General features: G+C 57.9%; 19 protein-coding genes and 1 pseudogene. 12 read left to right on the top strand and 8 right to left on the bottom strand.

Features of this window, described 5'->3' with window-relative positions:
• Positions 1-208 precede the first annotated feature (208 nt).
• From CKW20_RS25005 to moaC, 3 genes are all read right to left on the bottom strand, one after another.
• Positions 209-652, bottom strand: coding sequence for a CopD family copper resistance protein (locus tag CKW20_RS25005; RefSeq protein ID WP_095055269.1), 444 nt, complete (start codon positions 650-652; stop codon positions 209-211).
• 107 nt (positions 653-759) lie between these two features.
• Positions 760-1,005, bottom strand: coding sequence for a MoaD/ThiS family protein (locus CKW20_RS25000; RefSeq protein ID WP_095055268.1), 246 nt, complete (start codon positions 1,003-1,005; stop codon positions 760-762).
• The gene (moaC, locus tag CKW20_RS24995) at positions 1,002-1,475 is read right to left on the bottom strand and encodes a cyclic pyranopterin monophosphate synthase MoaC (RefSeq protein ID WP_095055286.1); all 474 of its coding nucleotides are present in this window, start codon (positions 1,473-1,475) and stop codon (positions 1,002-1,004) included. Before moaC ends, CKW20_RS25000 begins: the two co-directional genes overlap by 4 nt.
• Before the next feature lie 240 nt (positions 1,476-1,715).
• On the opposite strand from moaC, the gene CKW20_RS24990 reads away from it, so the two are divergent.
• Positions 1,716-2,213: a helix-turn-helix transcriptional regulator gene (locus tag CKW20_RS24990; protein ID WP_095055267.1), complete on the top strand. Its 498-nt coding sequence runs from the start codon at positions 1,716-1,718 to the stop codon at positions 2,211-2,213.
• Positions 2,214-2,269: 56 nt separating this feature from the next.
• On the opposite strand, the gene CKW20_RS24985 is transcribed toward CKW20_RS24990, so the two are convergent.
• Entirely contained in the window at positions 2,270-7,324 is a 5,055-nt protein-coding gene (locus CKW20_RS24985; protein ID WP_095055285.1) for an AAA family ATPase, read from the bottom strand.
• A gap of 354 nt (positions 7,325-7,678) precedes the next feature.
• Between CKW20_RS24985 and CKW20_RS24980 the strand changes: the two genes are divergently transcribed.
• From CKW20_RS24980 to CKW20_RS24950, 7 genes and pseudogenes are all read left to right on the top strand, one after another.
• Positions 7,679-8,671: a response regulator gene (locus tag CKW20_RS24980; RefSeq protein WP_095055266.1), complete on the top strand. Its 993-nt coding sequence runs from the start codon at positions 7,679-7,681 to the stop codon at positions 8,669-8,671.
• Between the two features lie 38 nt (positions 8,672-8,709).
• Positions 8,710-9,072: a response regulator transcription factor gene (locus CKW20_RS24975; protein WP_095055265.1), complete on the top strand. Its 363-nt coding sequence runs from the start codon at positions 8,710-8,712 to the stop codon at positions 9,070-9,072.
• A 367-nt stretch (positions 9,073-9,439) separates the two neighbouring features.
• Positions 9,440-10,093 carry a hydrolase gene (locus CKW20_RS24970; protein WP_030130686.1) on the top strand — a complete coding sequence of 218 codons (654 nt, stop codon included), beginning with the start codon at positions 9,440-9,442 and terminating at the stop codon, positions 10,091-10,093.
• Between the two features lie 71 nt (positions 10,094-10,164).
• Positions 10,165-11,169 (top strand): MBL fold metallo-hydrolase, encoded by a 1,005-nt coding sequence (locus tag CKW20_RS24965; RefSeq protein WP_095055264.1) that lies wholly within the window; start codon positions 10,165-10,167, stop codon positions 11,167-11,169.
• A gap of 121 nt (positions 11,170-11,290) precedes the next feature.
• Positions 11,291-12,661 carry an OprD family porin gene (locus CKW20_RS24960; RefSeq protein ID WP_095055284.1) on the top strand — a complete coding sequence of 457 codons (1,371 nt, stop codon included), beginning with the start codon at positions 11,291-11,293 and terminating at the stop codon, positions 12,659-12,661.
• A 189-nt stretch (positions 12,662-12,850) separates the two neighbouring features.
• A pseudogene (locus CKW20_RS30020) lies at positions 12,851-12,978 on the top strand (monooxygenase); the annotation flags it as partial.
• 64 nt (positions 12,979-13,042) lie between these two features.
• Positions 13,043-14,146 (top strand): sigma-54-dependent Fis family transcriptional regulator, encoded by a 1,104-nt coding sequence (locus CKW20_RS24950; protein WP_095055263.1) that lies wholly within the window; start codon positions 13,043-13,045, stop codon positions 14,144-14,146.
• 97 nt (positions 14,147-14,243) lie between these two features.
• Here CKW20_RS24950 and sfnG read toward each other — a convergent pair whose 3' ends face one another.
• Positions 14,244-15,344: a dimethylsulfone monooxygenase SfnG gene (sfnG, locus tag CKW20_RS24945; RefSeq protein WP_095055262.1), complete on the bottom strand. Its 1,101-nt coding sequence runs from the start codon at positions 15,342-15,344 to the stop codon at positions 14,244-14,246.
• Positions 15,345-15,751: 407 nt separating this feature from the next.
• On the opposite strand from sfnG, the gene CKW20_RS24940 reads away from it, so the two are divergent.
• From CKW20_RS24940 to CKW20_RS24930, 3 genes are all read left to right on the top strand, one after another.
• Positions 15,752-16,990: an acyl-CoA dehydrogenase family protein gene (locus CKW20_RS24940; protein WP_095055261.1), complete on the top strand. Its 1,239-nt coding sequence runs from the start codon at positions 15,752-15,754 to the stop codon at positions 16,988-16,990.
• A 480-nt stretch (positions 16,991-17,470) separates the two neighbouring features.
• Positions 17,471-17,914 (top strand): PRC-barrel domain-containing protein, encoded by a 444-nt coding sequence (locus CKW20_RS24935; RefSeq protein WP_095055260.1) that lies wholly within the window; start codon positions 17,471-17,473, stop codon positions 17,912-17,914.
• Between the two features lie 216 nt (positions 17,915-18,130).
• On the top strand, positions 18,131-18,973 hold the full coding sequence (locus CKW20_RS24930; protein WP_095055259.1) for a lipopolysaccharide kinase InaA family protein: 843 nt from the start codon (positions 18,131-18,133) through the stop codon (positions 18,971-18,973).
• Between the two features lie 156 nt (positions 18,974-19,129).
• Here the strand turns inward: CKW20_RS24930 and CKW20_RS24925 are convergent, their stop codons facing one another.
• The 3 genes from CKW20_RS24925 to CKW20_RS24915 form a co-directional block, all read right to left on the bottom strand.
• Complete coding sequence (locus CKW20_RS24925) at positions 19,130-19,369, bottom strand: hypothetical protein (RefSeq protein ID WP_095055258.1); 240 nt, start codon at positions 19,367-19,369, stop codon at positions 19,130-19,132.
• Positions 19,370-19,614: 245 nt separating this feature from the next.
• Positions 19,615-19,875 carry a hypothetical protein gene (locus CKW20_RS24920; RefSeq protein ID WP_095055257.1) on the bottom strand — a complete coding sequence of 87 codons (261 nt, stop codon included), beginning with the start codon at positions 19,873-19,875 and terminating at the stop codon, positions 19,615-19,617.
• Positions 19,876-20,107: 232 nt separating this feature from the next.
• The gene (locus CKW20_RS24915; protein WP_095055256.1) at positions 20,108-20,629 is read right to left on the bottom strand and encodes a hypothetical protein; all 522 of its coding nucleotides are present in this window, start codon (positions 20,627-20,629) and stop codon (positions 20,108-20,110) included.
• Positions 20,630-21,236: 607 nt separating this feature from the next.
• On the opposite strand from CKW20_RS24915, the gene CKW20_RS24910 reads away from it, so the two are divergent.
• Positions 21,237-21,653, top strand: coding sequence for a hypothetical protein (locus tag CKW20_RS24910; protein ID WP_095055255.1), 417 nt, complete (start codon positions 21,237-21,239; stop codon positions 21,651-21,653).
• The last annotated feature ends 8 nt before the right edge of the window (positions 21,654-21,661 follow it).

Raw genomic sequence — 21,661 nt, 5'->3', positions numbered from 1 at the left:
GATCAATGCGCCTTGATTTGCATCAAGCGCGAGCAAAGTGCTTGTCGCGCAACAGACACCAGGCAAGCCACGGCCCCCTGTAGGAGCGAGCTTGCTCGCGAAAGCGGTATATCAGGCGACATCGATGTTGACTGTACCGCCGTCTTCGCGAGCAAGCTCGCTCCTACAGGGTTCCTGTCTTAACTGACTGGCATTAGCGCTTGCCCAGTCACCACGTCAGGTAGAACATCCACTTGGCCAATAGCACGATGACAACCATGTGGCAGAACAGGCTGCCATGGATGAAATGCAGGTATCGAGCACTCATCCGGCCACTTTTGAACAAAAACATGGCGACCAGGAAATGCAGCAGTACGCTGACGGCCACCACGATTTTCATCATCAGCAATGTGCCAAACGATGAGGCCATTGGTGTGGCAAGGGCCGGCAAATAGCGCAGCCAGACCATCCCCGACCCGGCACCGAACAACACCAGCAAGACCCATGGAATCAGGGTGCGTGCGCGTCGACCGATACCCTGCTCGACCAGCAACATAACCTTGACGGGCAGCTGTTTGCGGATACTTTCAAGGAACAGGACTTCGAAGAACACCGTGCCGATGAAGATCAGCGCGGCAAACAGATGCAACATCAGAAACAGTGGATAGAGCATGGGATTCTCGCTCTCAATACAGCTGAACACGATTCACTCGCGTCACTCCCATCGTTGCGCCGCCTCGACGGGGGTCGGAGCGGGCTGCCTGGACTCGAATCATCGAATCACCCTCCCGTTACGGTTGGGAAAAAACCCACTTCATCACCGTCTATCAACGGCTCATCGAGCCCACACATGTCCTGATTGCGAGCACACATGATGTTCTGTTCGGCCAGCACCCGCCAGGCACCAGAACGATGTATCAGGTGCTGACGCAACTGATCGACAGAAGTGAAATCGCCTTCAATCGTTTCACCGTCAAGGCCAAGCGTTTCGCGGTACCGCGAGAAATACAAAACATTCAGCTTCATTGTTCCTGCGCCTGATACCCACCGCTTTTACCACCCCGTTTCTCCAACAGCCGCACCGATTCGATACTCATGCCCCGGTCCACGGCCTTGCACATGTCATACAGGGTCAAGGCCGCCACACTGGCGGCGGTCAGTGCCTCCATCTCGACGCCGGTCTGTCCGGACAACTTGCACCGAGAAACAATGCGTACGCGTCGGTCACCTTCAAAACTCAACTCAACGTTAACACTGCTCAGAAGCAGCGGATGACACAGCGGAATCAACTCGCTCGTGCGTTTGGCCGCCTGAATGCCAGCGATCCGCGCTACCGCAAATACATCACCTTTAGGGTGAGCACCGCTGGCAATCATTTGTCGGGTCTCGGCAAGCATATGAACCCATGCCTCAGCCACTGCTTCTCGGGACGTCACGCCTTTATCCGTAACGTCGACCATACGCGCGCGTCCCAGTGAGTCGAGGTGAGTCAACATCAATTCAGTCATAAGCAATAAGCCTTGCGCTACCAACAGTCTGTTTCAGCGCAGAATACAGAGCAGGCCGACACCTGCGGTTGACGTCAATCAAGTAATCCAGACAAGCACATGCTTACAGGATCCTGGCTGCCAGCGTTTCGACCAGACGCAGGCAGCGTTTCATAACTCTTAAGGTTTGCTTAAGGACTTTAAATGTCGCCGAGGGACAGACTTTCCTGAACGAAAAGGAGAGCCGCCATGAACCCGCAATCGGTGAATTCAAACCATCCATGCACCCTTGTCCGGCCGTTGGGTGCCCTGTCCGGCTGGCAGGAGCGCCGCGCCAAGGAACTGATGCTCCGTGAAATGGGCAGCTGCATTCGCATCAACGAGATTGCCGAACACTGCAACCTGTCCCGTAGCCATTTTTCCCGGGCATTCAAAAAGATTACCGGCCACTCGCCGCAAGGCTGGTTAATGAGGATGAAAATCGAAAAAGCCAAAAGCCTGCTAGTCACCTCGATGCCGATCACCGATGTCGTCTATGAATGCGGTTTCGCGGACCACTCGCATTTCACCCGCACCTTCAGCCGCCTGGAAGGGATGACGCCCAAGGCATGGCGTCGGGCCTTTGATCATGCAACAAGCCATCTTCCCCAGCCGTCAGTGATTGATCGGGACATACCCGATTGGAGAATTCGCGATGGTCTGGTCGACGGCATGGGACAGTCGCGCGTGCAGGAGCTGCACGTGTGAACTGATCGAGGTCGACAAAACGAGCTCCTCCCTTTGGCCGCTCATGCGGCCCTTTTTTATCCGGCGCTGGCTGGCGCGAGCGGCAGGTTGAAGCAGATCCTGGCACCCTGCTCGCTGTCCTGAACGACCAGCATCCCGCCGTGCGCGCCGATCACCGACCTGCAAATGGCCAGCCCCATACCCATGCCGCTGCCTTTGGTGGTGTAGAACGCATCGAAAATCTGCTCGCGCTGTTGCGCGCCAATTCCCGGTCCGTTGTCCTGGAAGCAGACCTGGACATGATCGTCCTTGACCGCTGAGCCGATGATGAGACACCCATCCGTGATTGCAGCTTCGGCGATGGCCTCCAGCGCATTGGTGATGAGGTTGAACACCACCTGTTGGATTTGCACCGCATCGACCCACACAGGGCATTGCGCATCGAGCCGGGTTTCCAGTCGTACGTTGCGGTTCGCCGGGTCGGTGGCGATCAGGCGCACGACCTCACCAATCAAATCGTCGACCTGCACCGGCAGCCGTTGCAATGGCGCTTGTTTGGCGAGCGCGCGAAGCGCCTGGACAATGTCGGCGGCGCGGGCGCTGTCCGAGCGGATGTCTTCGAGCCCCTGAATAGCTTCTTCCAGATCGGGCTGATCACGCTTGAGCCAGCGCAGACTGGCCGAGGCGTTGGACAAAATGCCCAGCAGCGGCTGGCTGATTTCATGGGCAATCGAAGCTGAAAGCTCACCCATGACCTTGAGGTGCGAGCTGCGCGCCAGTTCAGCCCGGGAGCTGCGCAAGTCCGCTTCCATCTGCGCGCGCAGCTGGTTGTCCTCGACCAGCTGCGCATACAGCCGGGCGGTTTGCAATGACACGGCGGCCTGGGAGGCGAGAATTTCCAGCATGGTCAGGCGCTCGGCGCTGAACAAATCAGGGACGAGACTGTTCTCCAGATAGACCAGACCGATCAACATACCCTGTTTGAGCAACGGCAGGCACAACATGGAACGCGTCTGGCGCCGTTGCAGATCGGCGCTATAGGCCTCGGGACAATCGTCCCCGGCATCATCGAGCACCAGAGGTATGCGCGTGCGCATGGTCGCGTTGAGTACCGAGGTCGGCGCCAACTGTTCGAGCGGTTGCCCAGCGTCCAGTGCAACCCGCACGGTGCCGGCCTCGACAGAGGCCGTCGCCGCCAGTTGCAGTTCGGCATCGATGACGATCATCAGCACGCCATTGTCGGCACCGGCCTGAATCATCAGGTGATTCATCAGGGTTTCGACCAGACGTTCGAGCAACACCTCCTGCGAAAGCGCACGCGCCGCCTCGATCCCCACTTCAAGATCGAGCCGGACCTGGGTCACGGGCCGGGCCGAGTCGAATGACGACTCAGCCTTCAGAAACGGATGCAAGGCTTCCAGCTGACGTACCTTGCCGCCGGCGCCCCACAGGTTGTAGCAGTCGCGCGCGACGCGCAGATGGTGGTTGGCGCCGGACACCAGTCCGTTCGGTAAACAGATATCGGCCAGCTGTTCGTGGGCCAGCGCCTGCTCATGGATGAAACCGGCCGCCGTCGCGGCGATCTGCGACTGATCGAAGCAGCGGATGGCCACCAGCTCCTGACCGCGCAAACGGGCAATCACCCCTTCGATCAGCAGCAGTTTGCTGCGGAAGGTCGTTGGGTTGAGCTCGACCCATGACAGAAACCGCTGACGTTGCTGCTCGAGCTTTTGCAGCTTTTCGACCACCTCGCCGGGCGCCTGCGCACTGCCCAGCGCCAAACTGTAGAACAGGTAGTAATCCGCGAGATTGATATGCGCCGGAATGGACCAGGCCAGCGCGGCAGCTTCTTCGAAACGTCGCAATGCGTAAGGGATATCACCGAAATGAAACGCGGACATGCCGGAATACAGCCACAAATAGAACAGTGTCGGTTGTGAGACGCTGCGTCGATCGATGGGGCCGAACCTGTCATGCTCCGCGCCGTCCAGTTCGGCCAGCGGCCGTTGCGCGCGCCCGTCGCGCAGATCGGTAGCGAACGCCTGTTGCGCCAGCAGGATGCGCTCAATATCGATGTAGTGAAATTGCCGCACCCAGGCCAGACCCTGATCCAGTTCGTTCAACACGCCTTGCAAGGGTTCGCCCATGAACAGCAGATCGGAGACGATGTGGTTGCAGGCATAGCAGGACATGCCCAGGTCGCCACCGGCCTGGCCGCATGCGAATGCGGCGAACGCCTTCTGTCGAGCGTAGGCCATCGGTCGGGTCCACGGGCTGACTTGATCGAGCGCTACCAGCGTGCCTGTGCGCCCTGCTTCATAGCCATGCTTGTCGGTGAGCTCAAGCGCTAATTCAGCAAAGGCTTGTCCGTCCACATATTCGCCATAGCGTTCGGCAATCATCACGCCAAACCAGGCAAACCCGTAACCACTGCCCGGCGTCGTGCCATGCAGCAATGTTAGTTCAACCATTTTCGCCAGATGCAACAAACGAATACCGTCATTGACGAAGAATGAAGAAGTCAGCGTGCTGAGCAGTTCCATGGCCGCTTCGACAGACGGGTCATTCGCTTTGGGTAAATGCACCAGATCAGCGATCTGACGTGTGCCGATGAGTGTGCGTACCTGGGAAAACGCTAGGGTCAGTTGTTCCTGCGAGGGGTTGCGCTGCAGGGGAATGTCCAACAGGGTCAGTCCGTTCAGCGCCTCGGTGATCGCCCCCTCGTAATCGGAGTGCAGCGTGCGCAAGGTGGCCCGTAACCGATAGGTCTTCGCGCGATCGAGTACTGTGGTGGCGTGGGTCAGGCAATCATCGAGGCGTCGTTGGGCACCGGCCAGATCGGCCAGAAGCATGTCGCACTCGGCAGCCAGCCATTGGGTGGCGAACGTTTGGGTGTAGAGGCCGGACCAACCCGACTGGCCGAGCAAATTCTCGGCAGTGCGCAGAAAACCCACGGCCTGCGCGACGGCGGCGGTATCCCTGGCGCGCTTGGCGGCTTCGACCAACAGTTCAACGAACGCGGTACGGCGACATGCCTCCAGTGTATCGACGTCAATACGCTGGATCTGGCTGGCGACTTCGAACACACGCTCATGGATCTGCTCGCCCCACTGATCCAGCATGGCGCCGGCGATACGGGCATGCTCGGCGGCGCGTCCCGACTGCGCAGGAAGCTCGCAGGCGGCCTCTAGTACACGGTCGTGGGGAAACACCAGTTGCTCGCGTTCGCGCAGCAGTAATCCTGCATCGACCAGGCTTTGCACATCGATGCTGATCTGCTGCGGATCACACGGCACTAGCTGGTGCAGCAGCGATTCGTCACAGCGCCCGCCGATATATCCGGCCGTGCGCATCACTTCGCGCTCCATCGAAGACAGCCGTTCGAGACGCTGCACCATCAAGTCGGCGACATTGTCCGCATAGCGATAACTGTCCACCTCCTCCTGGTTCCAGACCCAGCGGCGACTCAGCACGTCGAAGCGCACCAGGCGCTCATCGATCAACGCCCGCAACACCTGACGGACGAAAAGCGGGTTGCCGGCCGTCTTGTAGTGCACGACTTGTGCGAGTGCTTCAATACCCGCGGTGTCAGTGTCCAGTTCAGCGGCGATCAGTTCAGCGACCGCGGGCTCCGACAATGGACCCAGCATGACGCGTGTACAGGGCACCGATTGGCCACGGCCGAGCACCTCCAGCAATCCACCTTTACGCTCGAGAGCCTGCGACTCGGCCTCGCGGTACGCCAGGAACAGGAGCAGATGCCTGGGCCGCCGATCGACGAAGGCCTGAAGGAACGAGAGGGTCGAATCGTCCGCCCACTGCACATCATCCACGAACAGCACCAAGGGTCTTCCCGGCTGAGCGAAGACTTCCAGTACATCGAGCAAGGTGCGGTTAGCGCGATCGAGCGCATACCGCGCCGGCATGTTCGGCAACTCAGGCGTGACACCGATGACCAGCTCAGCCTCGGGCGCCAGCTCCACCAGGACCCTCCCCCGCCCCTTTAGCCGTTCGACCAGTTGCTCGCCAAGCATCTCCAGCTCCAAGGCTGGCTTGCCTAGCAACTGGGTCATCAACGATCTGATAATTTCCGACAACGGTGCGTAGGGAATTTCCTGCTGCAGCAGATTGCTCTTGCCGCTGGCCCAGTAGCCGGGCGCCAAGGGGCGGACACCCTGATGGATCAGCGTCGACTTGCCGGCGCCCGGCGCGCCGCCGACCAGCAGGACCCGGGCGATGCCATCGTTGCGTACCTGCTGTAGCAGTTCAATCAGCTGCGTGCGCTCGGTGTCTCGACCGAACAGAGCACCGCCGCGGGCCAAGGAAGGCAACGCATCGAAAGCGCCCAGCCGAAACGCGTCGATGCACTCATGTTCCAGCCATTGACTTTGGCACCAAGCCAGATCCGCGGCCATCGATGCGGCGCTCTGATAGCGGGCACCCGGCTCTTTTGCCAAGCCTTTGAGCAGAACCCGACAGATACCTTCCGGCAGATCGGCGACATGAATCGCCGGTGATTCCGGTTGGACGGCAGCATGCACGTGCAGCCATTGGGACGGGTCTCGGGCAGTGAGCGGCAGGTTGCCGGTCAGCGCTTGATAAAGAATCGTAGACAGGGCATAGACGTCACTGCGCGCGTCAAAACTGGCGGCATCGCGCCGTACCTGCTCGGGGGCTAGATACGGCCATTGTTCCAAATCGGGTAATTGCGCGGCGCACGCTTCCCCGCAATGGCTGTGAAAACCCAGAAGCTTGACCGAATTGGCGGTATCCACCATCAGATGGTGGGGTTGCAGACAGGCATGTCGCACGCCCACTTTCTGCGCACATGAAAGCGCATTGGCCGCTGTTACGGCGATGGCCAGCATGCGTCCCAGTGGCAGCCCTGTATCACTGATCAGATCCATCAGCGGCGTCCCCGACGAGGGATAGATCAACGAAGGCCCCTCGGCCGAACGGATGAACGCGACAGGAGCAATCGCCCAAGCCGGATCCAGGTCCCGGTGAAAATCGCGCTCCAGCCGCTGGCATGTGGCAGGCCGCTGAATCGGTGCCCGGGCGGCGAGCCAGGATGTTCCAGACTGCGGATCCTGAAGCGTAAACCAGGTCAGATCGTTTTCCCGGCGCAGCATGGTGAAGGTGCAACGTTCCAGCCAGGCTTCATCATGTACGACATCAAGACCACGGGAACCGGATGCTGAGAGAGGGCTGCTGGGCATGAACAATCACCGCTGAAGATTCGTTTCGGGCTAAGCCTGGAGAGTATACGCAGCGCTCTGACCAGATGCCTGCGGGCGAACCATCTTGTCCGTAATCGGCACCACGATGGCCGTTGAGAGGCCCCACTGCCGGTGGTTTTCGCACCTGGAAATCATCGCGTGTTATCCCTCGGGATAATTGCAATATGTCGGGCCGTCCCCTAGCGTGTAGCCCTGATAAAACGACGTTCCGGCGTCACTCCCCGTCAACGCAGTGCAGAGGAACGTATGATCCGACTCGGCCAAGCCACTATTTCCCTGGAACGGCGTGAAGCCTTTCTTGATGGACGGCCGCTGCGTGTCGGGGGCCGGGCGTTCGAAATCCTCTCGGTGCTGATGCAGGCCGATGGCCGAATCGTCAGCAAAGATGAATTGATCACACAGGTCTGGCCTGACACCGTCGTCGAGGAAAACAATCTGCAGGTGCAGATTTCCTCACTGCGCAAGTTGCTCGGAGAAAAACAACTCATCCAGACGGTCCCGCGCCGAGGTTACCGATTATTGAAAGAGCATGAACCGCCCCTGCCCCTGTTCCATCCTGCGGCCCTGGGCCCCTTGGCGTCCGAGGATCAGCAGAGGATCGATCCTGACAGCGTGCCGGTGCTCATCGTGGACGATGAAGCCTCCGTGCGCACAGCGCTCAGCCGACTGCTGCGAGCCGAAGGCATCGTGCACCGGATATTTGCCTCGGCGGAGGAGTTGCTTGGCGCTGACCTCAACATCGGCCCCGCTTGCCTGCTGCTGGACATAAGCCTGCCCGAGGCGACAGGGCTGGAACTGCAATCGGCGCTCGGACAACGCGGGCATCCGTGGCCGGTCATTTTCATGACCGGTTTCGGCACCATTCCAATGTCGGTGCAGGCCATGAAAGCGGGAGCGGTCGAATTCCTGACCAAACCGTTTAATGACGACCAGTTGCTGGACATCCTGCGCACCACCCGACAGCGTGCAGCGAAGTCCTTCGAGCAATGGCAGCGTATTCAGAGCGCCCGTCAAAGGGCAGCCCTGTTGACACCCCGTGAGCGCGAAGTGCTGCCGCTGATCGTCGCAGGGCTGTCCAACAAGCACATCGCCAACCGGTTGGGCACCAGTGAAGTCACCGCCAAGGTCCACCGAAAACACATCATGGAGAAGATGCAGACGCGCTCGCTGGTCAGCCTGGTCAGCCTGTATGGCTTGATCAGCGCGGAGCCGGCGTCAGTCATGCAGGGTTCTTCATGACTATCGGCACTGACTGCGCCGCCCCCGGATCATCCGTCATGATTATCGTCTGCATCGTGGACGACGATGCGTCCGTGCGCAAAAGCCTGGCCAACCTGCTCCGGTCGGCTGGCTACCGCTGTCGGATATTCGCTTCGGGAGAGGAATTCCTGGCGCTCGACAACTTTGATGACGTCGCCTGTCTGCTGCTGGATCTGAAGATGAAGGGCCTCTCGGGAATAGAGGTCATGCAAGCGCTTGCACTCCTGGACAGAAAATTTCCGGTGATATGCATGTCGGCATACTGGGATGAAGCGACACTGACTGAATCCAGCCGCTACGGCGCCAACGAATGTCTGCGTAAACCCTTCAGCGGCGACGCGTTGTTGGCGGCTGTCGAGATTGCGCTTCAATCGAAATAGGCCTGCCCTGCGACCGTGAAATGGGTGTTGCGAGAGATGCGCTGAGTCAAACGCTCAATCTGAAAATCGTCGCCGCTAACCCTGTCCTTGCCATTTCTGAATCATTTTCCCTCCCTGGCAATCATCCTGGCGTCAGACCGCTGCCCTATCGAAAAAACCGCACGCTATCGCACAAACATCCAAAAATGCAGCACAACTGTTCAATCCTGCCAGGTGGGAATGCGTGACTATTTCCTCGACTTGACCAATGAGGCGACGGCTCCTCCAGCCCATCGCCACGAAAGACTCGATGACTTTTTTCATCATCAACGGCACACGTCGTCGAGCAACCCAAGTAACCCTCAGTCAATACGTAAGGAAAAACATCATGGCTCTCGCAAAAGCAGCTCCAGGCAAAACCCTTCTTACCCCAACTGACCACACCCTGATCATGATCGACCATCAGTCGCAAATGTCCTTCGCGACCAAGTCGATCGATGCCGTCACCCTGCGTAACAACGCCGCGCTGGTAGCCAAGGCCGCCCGGGGCTTCGAGGTATCGACCATCCTCACCACCGTTGCCGAAAAAAGCTTCTCCGGCCCGATCTTCGACGAAATCAAGTCAGTGTTTCCGGACCACAAAGTAATCGACCGCACCAGCATGAACACCTGGGAAGACGAACGCATCGCCGTCGAAGTGAACGCCTTCGGCAAACAGAAAATCGTCCTCGCCGGTCTGTGGACCTCCGTGTGCATCGTCGGCCCGGCGCTGTCAGCTATCGACCAAGGCTTTGAGGTCTACTTCATCGCCGATGCCTGCGGCGATGTCTCCATCGAAGCCCATGAAATGGCCGTGCAACGCATGATCCAGATCGGTGCCCGCCCGATGACGGCATTGCAATACCTGCTGGAGTTGCAACGTGACTGGGCTCGTACTGAAACCTACGAGGAAACCGTCAAGACCTCGATCGCTAATGGCGGCGCCTACGGCCTGGGTCTGATCTACGCCAAAACCATGTTCCACGCCTCTGAAGGCCATTAAGCGACGACAGCGGCTGCGCACATGCGTAGCCGCTTCCTCACGCCTTTTTTATTGCAACCAGGAAGCAAGCCATGAGCCTTCTCAAACACCTCCCCGCCTACTTCAAGGGCTCACTGATGGCCCTCGGTCTCACGTTTGCAGCCAGTCAGGTTCAGGCGGCGCCACCGTCGCAAGTACAAACCCAAGTCCCTGGCTATCAGCGTCTGGCGGTGGGTGAATATGAAGTCACCGCGTTGTTCGATGGCTACAGCGACCTCGGGCCAACGCTGCTCAAAGGCCTTTCGCAAAAAGACATTCGCGCCATGCTCGAACGCAAGTTCATTTTTACCCAAGGCATGCCAACCGCGTTCAACGCATTCCTGATCAACACCGGCAAAAACCTGGTGCTGGTGGATGCCGGTGCCGGTGCCTGTTTCGGTGAAACCGCTGGCTGGCTGCCCGACAATATCCGCGCTGCCGGTTACCAGCCCGAGCAAGTGGATACCGTGTTGCTCACCCATATGCATGTCGATCACGTCTGTGGCCTGATCAACGCCAAGGGTGAACCAGAGTTCGCCAATGCCACGGTGTATGCCGCCAAACTGGAAGCCGATTACTGGCTCAGCCAGGCAAACCTGGACAAGGCCCCGAAAGACGCCCGTAGCTACTTCGAGATTGCCCGTAAATCGGTGGCTCCCTATGTCGCCGCCGACCGCTTCAGAACCTTCACCCCCGAGCAGTCGCTGGTGCCTGGCGTCATCCCGGTCAGCCTGCCCGGCCACACACCCGGCAGCAGCGGCTACACGTTCAGCTCCAACGGCCAGAGCATTCTATTCATGGGTGACCTGGTCCACAGTTTCGCCGTGCAGTTCCAGCATCCGGAAGTGAGCATCGGCTTCGATGTCCAGGGCAAACAGGCCGTCGAGACTCGCGAAAAACTGTTCAAACAGGTCGCTCATGACCGCACCTGGGTTGCCGGTGCTCACTTGCCCTTCCCTGGTATCGGGCATATCAGCAATCGCGAAAAAGCCTTCGCCTGGGTGCCTCTCGAATACGGCCCTTACCAACGACCGAAAAATGTCCCGCTGATCCAGTGATCACAGGATCCGGTTCATTCCAACAACATCGCCATGGCCGGTAGTCTTCTGCAGATCCTGGCCTTTGGTGGCGGTCGCTTCAGCCATGACGGTCGCCGTCACTAACGACCAGTGAATGAATATGATCTATGCATCCAAAGACCTCATTGCAATTCAAGGACCGGGCAAGGCGACCGGCCCCCTGATGCCCTTCTGGTTGTGCATGTTGCTCACGAGCACAGCCGGAACCGCGATAGCCGCCGAGCCCGTACAAACCGCACAAGGTTTGCTGGCAGGGTCGACGCTTGAGGTGCTCAGCCGAAACTTCTACCTCAACAATGACTATCGATCGCCCTCGCCGGCAGACAAGAGTTACAAACAGGAATGGGCTCAGGGTTTCATCACCTCGTTCGAATCCGGGTTCACTCCCGGCATGATTGGAGTGGGTATCGATGCCCATGGATTTCTCGGCTTGAAACTGGACGGCGGCAAGGGGCATTCCGGGACGGGATTGTTACCTCTGGATGATGAAGGTCGCAGCGAAGACAGCTACTCCAGCGGTGGTGGAGCCCTGAAGCTGCGAGCCTCCCGCACCACCCTGGCGTTCGGTGAAATGACCGTGGAAACCCCGGTGTTCGACACGTCGGACAAACGCCTGCAACCGGAATACGCCACGGGCCTGTTGATCGATAGCCGTGAAATCGATGATGTGCATCTGTTGGCCGGTCACTTCACCGCTTTCAAGAATCAGGATGCGTCCACCCGCAAGGGCGACTTCTCCGGCTACGGTGTGAGCACCGGTACGGGTGGCATCGATTTTATCGGGGTCAACCTGTTCGAAGATCGCCTGGTGGGCGGTGCCCTTTATGCCTCGGAACTGAGCGACACCTGGCGTCAGTACTACGCCAACCTGCACCTGAAACAGTCCGGTTTTTTCCTCGATGGCAATCTTTACCACACCCAGGACTATGGCGAGGCCGTGGCAGGGGCGATCGATAACACCGCCTACAGCCTGTCAGCCAAATACACCACCAGTGCCCAAGCCTTCACCTTCGCTTATCAGAAAATCAACGGCGACACACCCTTCGACTTCGTCGGTGGTGATTCCATCTACCTGGCCAACTCGATCAAGTACGCTGATTTCAACGGTCCCCATGAACGCTCCTGGCAGGTGCGCTACGACTTCGACCTCGGCACTTTCGGCCTGCCCGGCTTGAAGTTCATGACCCGCTACGTGACCGGGCGTGGCATCGACGGCAGCCAGGCACCCAAGGGCGGTGCGTATAACCCGTTCGACCCGGCCACCGGCGATTACCACCCCCAACAAGGGGATGGCGGCCGGCATTGGGAACGCGATATAGACCTACGCTATATCGTGCAGTCGGGCCGGGCCAAGGACTTGTCCGTGCAGCTGTCCCATGTGACGCATCGAGGCAATAACGCTCAGGCCGGCGATGACATCGACCGAACTTATGTGGTTATCGAGTACCCGCTCAAGCTGGGATCGCTTTGAGTTTTCAGAGCGCGTATCCCGTAAACCATTTCAGGACAGGTGCCGAAAGAGATACGGGGTTGCTTATCTGCCCCCAAAACGTGCGCCAGAAAACCATCGATGCCGGTGGCGCGCCTTAAGCTAATAACCAAATAGTATTTATTTTATATTTTTTAGATCATCTACATTGCTCGCCGCCACCGATGGCAGCGATCGGCATGCGCCCAATTGACCTTCACCAATATCTTCCTTGGTATTGCCGAGGTGCGTTCGAAGAGGCCCGCAATTACACCCTCAAGGAAACGCGTCCCTGGTTTAAGGCCAACGTCAGCCAGGCCGGTGGATTACAAGGGCACTCAACACCGCACTGCCCACTCCGTCCTTTTACTCATAGGCCCGACCATGCAACTACTCACGCTACCGCCCTCTCCAGCCCTGGCCACCTCGATACGCGCCACCGCGCAAGTGTTCGAAGACCCGAAATCACAGGCGCTGCTGGCGCACCTGCAACAGGTCGCGCCCAGTGATGCCAGCGTGTTGATCATCGGCGAAACCGGGACCGGCAAGGAGCTGGTGGCCCGTCATCTGCATAACCTCAGCGCCCGTCGCAACAAGCCGTTTATCGCGGTCAACTGCGGCGCGTTTTCCGAAAGCCTGGTGGAGGCCGAACTGTTCGGCCACGAAAAAGGCGCCTTCACCGGCGCGCTGAGCGCCAAGGCCGGCTGGTTCGAGGAAGCCAACGGCGGCACCCTGTTCCTCGACGAGATCGGCGACTTGCCGATGCCGATCCAGGTCAAATTGCTACGGGTGCTGCAGGAGCGTGAAGTGGTACGCCTGGGTTCACGCAAAAGCATCCCCATCGATGTGCGGGTGCTGGCCGCGACCAACGTGCAGCTGGAAAAAGCCATCAATGCCGGGCACTTTCGCGAGGATCTCTATTACCGGCTGAACGTGGTCAGCCTGGAACTCAGCCCGCTGCGCGAACGGCCGGGTGACATCCTGCCGCTGATCCGCCACTTCATCGCCGAGTACAGTCGCCGGTTGGGCTATGGCGAAGTGGTGCTGGACAGCGAAGCCGAACGGAAGCTGGCGAATTACTCCTGGCCGGGCAATATTCGCGAACTGGAAAACGTCATTCACCACACCCTGCTGATCTGCCGTAACAACCTGATCCGCGTCCAGGACCTGCACCTGTCCAACCTGCGTATCGAACGCCAGGACACCAGCACCACCGTTCAGGACGACAGTGCCGACGCCCTGTTGCAGCAAGCCTTCCAGAAGCTGTTCGAGGAAGAAAGTGGCGCCCTGCATGAGCGAGTCGAGGAAGCGCTGCTGCGCGCGGCTTATCGCTTCTGCCACTACAACCAGGTACACACCGCCAGCCTGCTGGGGCGGAGTCGCAACGTCACCCGTTCGATGCTGATCAAGGTCGGTGAGCTGGTAGTCAACAAACGCCGTCCAACCCAGGCCGGGCAAGCGGTGAACGTGGCCAACCTGTCGATCTGAGGACTGGCCACTCCGTCAAGCGGCTGCACCTGTGCCGGCTGCGGCAAGGTGCCGGGTTGCGGGTTATCGGTGAATGTCGCCTTGACCTTCCCGTCCTTTAGGCAAGTGCCGCAGTCTTGGCCGTGTCCGCCTCGCGCTCCAGCTCACGCACCAGCGGCAACACCTTGCGGCCGAAGTATTCCACTTCTTCGTGGAAGTGCAGGAAGCCGCTGAGCACCAGATCCACACCCACCGCCTTGAGGGCGACGATGCGTTCGGCAATCTGCTGTGGCGTACCGATCAGGTTGGTCTTGAAACCATCGTTGTACTGCACCAGGTCTTCGAAGGTGGACTTGGCCCAGTTACCTTCGCCTTCAGGGCTGGAGGCACCGGCGTTTTTCGCCTCGCTGCCGAAACCGTTGACAGCCTCCGGATCGGCCTTGGCAATAATCTCCTGCAATACCGCGCGGGCTTCAGCCTCGGTTTCGCGGGCAATGACAAAGGCGTTCACTCCGACTTTCACCGAGTGGCCATTGATCGCGGCCTTGGCCCGAATGTCGTCGACCTGGGCCTTGATGCCTTCGATGCTGTTGCCGTTGGTGAAGTACCAATCGGAAACCCGCGAAGCCATGTCCCGCGCCGCGCGCGAGCTGCCACCCTGGAAGATTTCCGGGTGCGGTTGCTGCAGTGGCTTGGGTTTGAGGGTGTAGTCGTGGAAGCGGTAGAAATCGCCATGAAAACTGAAGTTGTCCTGGGTCCAGATACCCTTCAGCGCCTGGATGAATTCTTCCGAGCGGCGATAGCGCTCATCGTGGTCCAGCCATGGCTCGCCAATGGCCCGGAATTCGCCCTTGAACCAGCCCGACACGATGTTCACCGCGACGCGACCGTTGGTGAACTGGTCGATGGTGGCCAGCTGCTTGGCCGCCAGCACCGGACTCCATGGGCCAGGCAGGATGGCCGCGATCACCTTGAGCTTCTCGGTGGCGGCCAACAGTGCGTGGCTGATAGTCACCGATTCGTGCTGGTTTTCGGCGCCATAACCTGCAGTGAAGCGAATCTGTGACAAGGCGTATTCGAAGCCGGCCTTTTCGGCGATTTGCGCCAGTTTGCGGTTGTAATCGATGTCCCAGCTAGTGCGCTGTTCGATCTTGCTGACCACAAGGCCGCCGCTGACGTTGGGCACCCAGTAGGCAAACTTGATGTTGTCCTGGCTCATTGCATGTACTCCATTGATTTGTCCTTCGTGCTGGCAGAGTCCACCGCGGCACCTGCACAAGGACTGGAGCAGCAACCGTGCCACTTCAATAAATCTATAAAAATCAACTAGTTATTAGATTTCTTCGGACTTGCGCAGTGTCGCCTGCCGGACAGGCTGTTGATCAACTGTTGCGCGGACAACAGTTGCTCCGGGTCCACACAACACAGCGCGCCTCGGCCGCTGTTGCCGGGCGGTCAGTGCTTCAGCAAGTTGCCCGGCAGGCGACACGCGCGAGCTTCGTCAATACCCCCGCGCACCCCGGAAAAACGGCTTTTTGCAGCCCCAGGCACGACCTGTGCACTGATAGCAGTACGCAACAGATCGAATGTTCTGTTGCACTCTTGCCTTCAATAAGGAGCTGCACCATGACTGTCCAGCAACAGCACCTGCCACACCCCCTCTCCAGCGGTACCGATTACCAAACCCTGGCCGAGCGCTTCCGGCCGATCTTTGCACGCATCGCCGCCGGCGCACTGGAGCGCGAGCAAAGCCGCAGCCTGCCCTTTGAACAAGTGAAGTGGCTGAAGGAAGCAGGCTTTGGCGCCGTGCGCGTGCCGGTGCAGTACGGTGGCGCCGGCGCTTCCCTACCCCAATTGTTTGAGTTACTGATCGAACTGGCCGCAGCCGATTCCAACCTGCCGCAGGCGTTGCGCGGTCACTTTGCCTTTGTCGAAGATCGTCTCAATGCGCAGGCCGACGCGCCGCAGGACACCTGGTTCAAGCGTTTTGTCGAGGGTGATCTGGTGGGCAACGCCTGGACCGAAGTCGGCAGCGTGAAGATCGGCCAGGTCGGCACCCGTGTCTCGCGCCTGAGTGAGCATTGGGTGGTCAACGGCACCAAGTACTACAGCACCGGAAGCATCTTCGCCGACTGGATCGACCTCTATGCCCAGCGCGATGACACCGGCGCCGACGTGATTGCCGCCGTTCGCGTACAACAACCGGGCATCACGCAGAGCGACGATTGGGATGGCTTTGGCCAGCGCACCACCGGCAGCGGCACCTCGGTGTTCGAGAACGCAGTGGTGGAGCCCGAGAACCTGCTGGACTTCGCCACCCGCTTCAAGTACCAGACGGCCTTCTATCAACTGGTGCTGTTGGCGGTTCAGACCGGTGCCGGCCGTGCCGCAGTACAAGACATCACGGAAGAAGTGCGCAAGCGCACGCGCATTTTCAGCACCGGCAATGCCAGCCACGTCAGCCAGGATGTCCAGGTGCAGCAAGTGGTGGGCAAGGCGTCGGCGCAGGTCTACGCCGCACATGCCACCACCCTGCGCGCGGCGACCGCCTTGCAGGTGGCGTACGAAAGCCGCTTCGCCCATGACGAAGTCGCCGAGCGCGAGGCCAACATCGCCGCCGAACTGGAATCGGCCCAGGCCCAGGTGGTGATCGCCGACTTGGTGCTGCGCGCCACCAGCGACCTGTTCAACGCCCTCAGCGCCTCGGCCACCAGCACCGGAAAGGCTCTCGATAGGCACTGGCGCAACGCGCGCACCGCGGCCTCACACAACCCGCTGATCTACAAGGAACGCATCATCGGCGACTGGGAAATCAACGGCACCGAACCGCCCTATGTCTGGCAGATCGGTGGAGGTTCGAAGTAAGCCTGCATTACGCGGGTACCGGATAATCGGTCAGCGACGAAGCACGGGCCAGCAACGCGTCTTGGCTCGTCGCTACGCCCAGAGTGCTCACCAAAACCAGCTCGCCTTAGGGGGGGGGGCTGGGTGTTTACCCCGAATTAGACTTAGACCGTATTTTATGTCCCGCCCTGGACTTTACTGAACTTCCCTATATTGATTTATCGTTCAAATAAGTTCGCCTTCACTGACTGAGATCGACTATGAATAACGACCCAAATAATCTTCATATTTATGAAGTTATATGCGAGCCATAGATACAGTTGCCCATGGATAGCGCACTAATTAAAAGCTGATTAACTATTTTTTAATTCCAACTCACCATTCGTCGTCATGCAGAAAAAAAATTCAACTTTTTTCGAAAGGGATGACTCCCACCCATACAGCCAACAAAGCTGTGGATACCTATCCTGATTGATTGGCGCTTGCTGATAGGAGATAGTAATGAACTACGAAGATCGCGATACCTATGGCATATACAAAACCAACCTCATACGAGACGCTGACTCTGAGGAGCAGGGACCTGGCCCCGACCTGATGGGGGCAGACACACTCATTGGAAATGATGTTTATAACCATAATGAAGAAGACCTGGGGGATATTAAGGAAATCATGCTGGATGTTCGCAGCGGTAGAGTGAGTTATGCCGTTCTATCCTGTGGTGGCTTTCTTAGCATGGGAGAAAAACTGTTTGCGGTACCCTGGAATGCGTTGACACTCGATACAGTAAATAAGCGCTTCATACTAAACGTAGAGAAAGAGCGCTTGGAAAATGCACCAGGTTTTGACAAGGATAATTGGCCTAATATGGCCGATGAGTCTTGGGCAACGGAAATCCATTCTTTCTATGGAACTAAACCCTTCGATTACGATACTGTCCGGAGATAAAAATATCGACAATAGCTAACTGTCAATATCTGAAAGAAGAGTGATGCGCGCCGAGCAAACAACGACATGTCAAGGCTGGTCGTTGGGGGTGCCAAAACCCTAAGGCGCGCATTGCGGTGAAAAAGGGTTCACCCAGGATTACTCTAGATATAAATCTTGATACAATTGTCGGATTTTTGGCCCTATGCGCCGCTTCAAAAGAAGACCGGATGTCCTGTGCAATCGCTTAAAACCGTCAAATCAGCTTTTCCTTTCTGCCATCAAATCGCTAAGGCGACCTTGAATTTCTCGCACCCCCCGAGCGTAGCGGTCCTCGACTCCATCGGTAAGTTGATAGAACCGCATTACCTGGACCGCCCCAACCGCATCAGGCAATTAGTGGGTCATGACGAATGCAAGCTCTTCATGAAGGTTCAACGTGTCGCGACCCTGCCAAAGAAACTCCGTATAGCGCTGGGACGCCCAAAGCGCTCAGGCAGGTTCGACTGGCCTGTTGAGGAGCTGTTGAACACGATCATAGCCGCAGAACGCGGCGTTGAGACTGCTCGCATTGTGGGCTTCGGGGTGGTCAAGCCGAGGTTCGGTATTATCCAGGAGTTCGTGCTGTTGACAGAATTCCTCGAGGGACACTTGAATGGTTTGCAATGGTTGCAGAAGCACCCTGAGCGAGTGGTCGAGTTCATCAAAGGGTGCATGAACCTCATTGTCGACATGCGCAAGCGTGGTCTGATTCACCTCGACCTATGGGTGGCGAACGTCATGGTGCCTGAAAAGCAGTGGAGTACTCTGCGGGTCATCGATATGGAGAATGTTTTCACCCGCCCATCGGATTTCACCTCTGAAACCTTGGGTTTTCAGTTGGGTTTTCTCTATCACAAAGAAATGAACCATTTCATCGACGAAGCGTTGTACGACGGTTTGGTCGCCGACTTTCTGCGTGAGTGCGTGGAAATCGATAGCGCTGCGTTCGCGCGGATTTACACGGCGAGCAAGCACAACAAGTTCAGCCATAAGAAACGCCGCAAGATTTTTCTCGAAGGCGAGTTGGAGATCTCCTGAATACGCGGGGCGACAGTACCGGCGTGAGCCTTTGACAACCAAGGCCATTGAACCATTGCGCACCATCATGGTTAAGGCCGCGTAACCGAATCCGATCACACCATTAGCGAGACCGGCGCCAGCCGGGCAACCGGCCTGACCCATCCTCACCTATTGCTAAAGGTGTTTCTGCTCAATGATCGCTTGAGCCATTTTGTCCAGTTCTTCATGGGCTACAAGCTCATCAGTCCAGCGCCCTGCCACCTCTTGGTAGTACTCGACCGCTTGGGGGCTATCACCCTCTGGCTGAATAGGGCCGAGAAACGCCACCTGCGGCGAACCATCCTTTTGTGGGCCAAACGTGATCCAAACTTTTGGATCGTTCTCCGGGTAGCCGTATGAATCCCAATGAGCCATATCGATTCTCCTGGATCCGGCCTTATGCCGGACCATCAACAAATAGCCCACAAACTCACTTCACGCCAGCTGGCGAAGCAGGTGCCGCTACGGGAAAACATCCGCGCATCATGGTTGCGTGATACCTGATGGACGAGAAGGCCGTAGAGCCGATTGGCATTACCTGTGCCGCATCATTGCAGCCGTGCAACAGACCCTCAGCCAGGAACAGCAGCAAGTGGCAGCCTGATCAACCCCCACCTTTTTCACGTGCTCTCCACAATTAGTTGATGCTTTGTAGTCTCGACACGCGTAATCGCAGGCACTTGGCCCGGCTGAGAGTGAATCATCAAATATTGCTGCGTACGCTCCGTATCAAAGACCTGACTCGCTGCCTCCATCTCGTCAATCAACTGCCGATCGACTGAGTAGTAGCCACAGTTCGGACATTTGAACTCATCAAAACTGCCTACTGGATAAGCTTTCTCGGCGCTATCGCCACATACGACGCAGACAGTAATGCTCATACGCACCTCCAATCATCTATCAACTGTAGTTGATCCCGCCTCGCCCGGGCATGACCCGGCACAGGACGCCCCATGCCCACAGAAAACAACGTCGTTGCACGAGACGAACGGCTGGTCACCTTGCCGATGTGGATCGTCGAGTCAGTACGTGTCGAGGTCACCAAAAACAGACAGAGAAAAAGGGGTACAGATTGTCCCCTTTCTCGGCTCCGAGACAGACAGCCTATTGCTTCTACTTGACGAACCTGAGGCACGCAAAACCCGTCTTGATGCGCAGCTGTTGAATGGGTTCGACGCTCTCCTGAGTCCCGACTTTTTTGACTACGCCAAGTCCGCAGTAATATTGGTCGCTGGTGAAGAGGGGTAGGATGCCCGTCTTGGACTCACTCCAGAAGCCCGACTTCAAGATGTAAGTGGCCCCCTCCTGAGGTGTGAAAGAAAAGGGTATTTGACACATGCTACCCGCGACTACTTGCCGGTACGTCAATACCAGCTCTTTACCCACTGCTACCTGCGCTTCGATAAAACCGTCGGTGTATGGCAATGGCGTGAAGCCCGCGTAACAACCCGATTCGTTGAAGGTCATGGCGTCCAGGTTGGTGCCACTTTCATATTTAAGGCGAACCGTCGCCGAGGGTTCATCCGGCCGGGGAAAGAGATACTGCTTGCCCTGAAATAGTGAAGTACAACCGCTGAGAGCCACTGCTCCAGCCAGCAGCGCATACGTCCAGCCAAACTTGTCATTCCCGTACATCAACTGCTCCCTGATACCTCCGGACTTCCCCTGAAAATCTCAGGGGCCGAACGATACTGAAAAATGGCCTTATGATACTAAATCTTGTGAAGGCCCAGGCCCGCTCCTGGTCGTTTTCTACCTGGTGCAACAGACTGCTATTGGGTCGGTTGCAGCCCTTGGCGACAGGCAGAAACCGGCCATAAGCGGAGTTTCAAAACGGGCGCTTCCGGCAGTCAAGCGCCAGTGGCTGACCCCAGGACCTGGACAGCCGTGAACTGACCTTGCCGATGAGTGGGCACCAAGCCATCGCCAGCCGTATCGGCATTAAGGTTGCCATGCCGAAAGCTCGAGAACCTTGTATTCCGTGGGTTCGCCAAACCGCCCCAAGGCGATTTGAGGCTTCTGTCGCGGTAGTTATTTCGAACGTCTCTAGCGCCAATAGCGTAATGGCAAGTTGCCTTTCCTTGCTTGGTCTATCTTCCCACTCGCCTGACCGAGATGCTTTGCCAAGGTCCTCGCGACCACAAGGCTCAAGGAGGTGCGGCACCACGCCTGCAGGTAAGTGTGTGGGGTCGACATAGGGCACGCCCGACGCTTGCGTCGAAACCTTACAAGGAGTTCTCTCATGGCAATTCCTACCACCAGTTGTGACGTCCAGGTGCAAATCTGGGTCGACGACAATGCAGTGACCAATGGCTCCACCGCGGGGGTCTATCTGGTCGATAACCGTATCTCTGCTGGCACCACCCAAGAAGGCACCGCCAACCTGAATACTGCTGCGTCCAAAGGCAGCAATGTCTGCTGGCAAGTGTTCCTGATCAATCCCAAGTCGACCTCGCAGGTCTCCATTGCCGCCTTCGGTAACTCGAGCGCCTGGGGCTTCAGTGGCCAGCCGCAAACCGCTTCGGATAACCCGAGCGCGTTCACCGGCACCGTGCAGAACGCAGGTACCGCGTCCTACCCGGTATCCCTCAACGTACAGGTGGCGAGCGGCTCCGGTATCACCGTGAAGCTCAACCCCAGCGTGACTGTCTCTGCCTAAGGAAGGAG

Source organism: Pseudomonas sp. Irchel s3b2 (assembly GCF_900187445.1).
Lineage (GTDB): Bacteria > Pseudomonadota > Gammaproteobacteria > Pseudomonadales > Pseudomonadaceae > Aquipseudomonas.
Note: the sequence above shows the minus strand (reverse complement) of the source record. Positions and strands in the feature narration are given on the sequence as shown.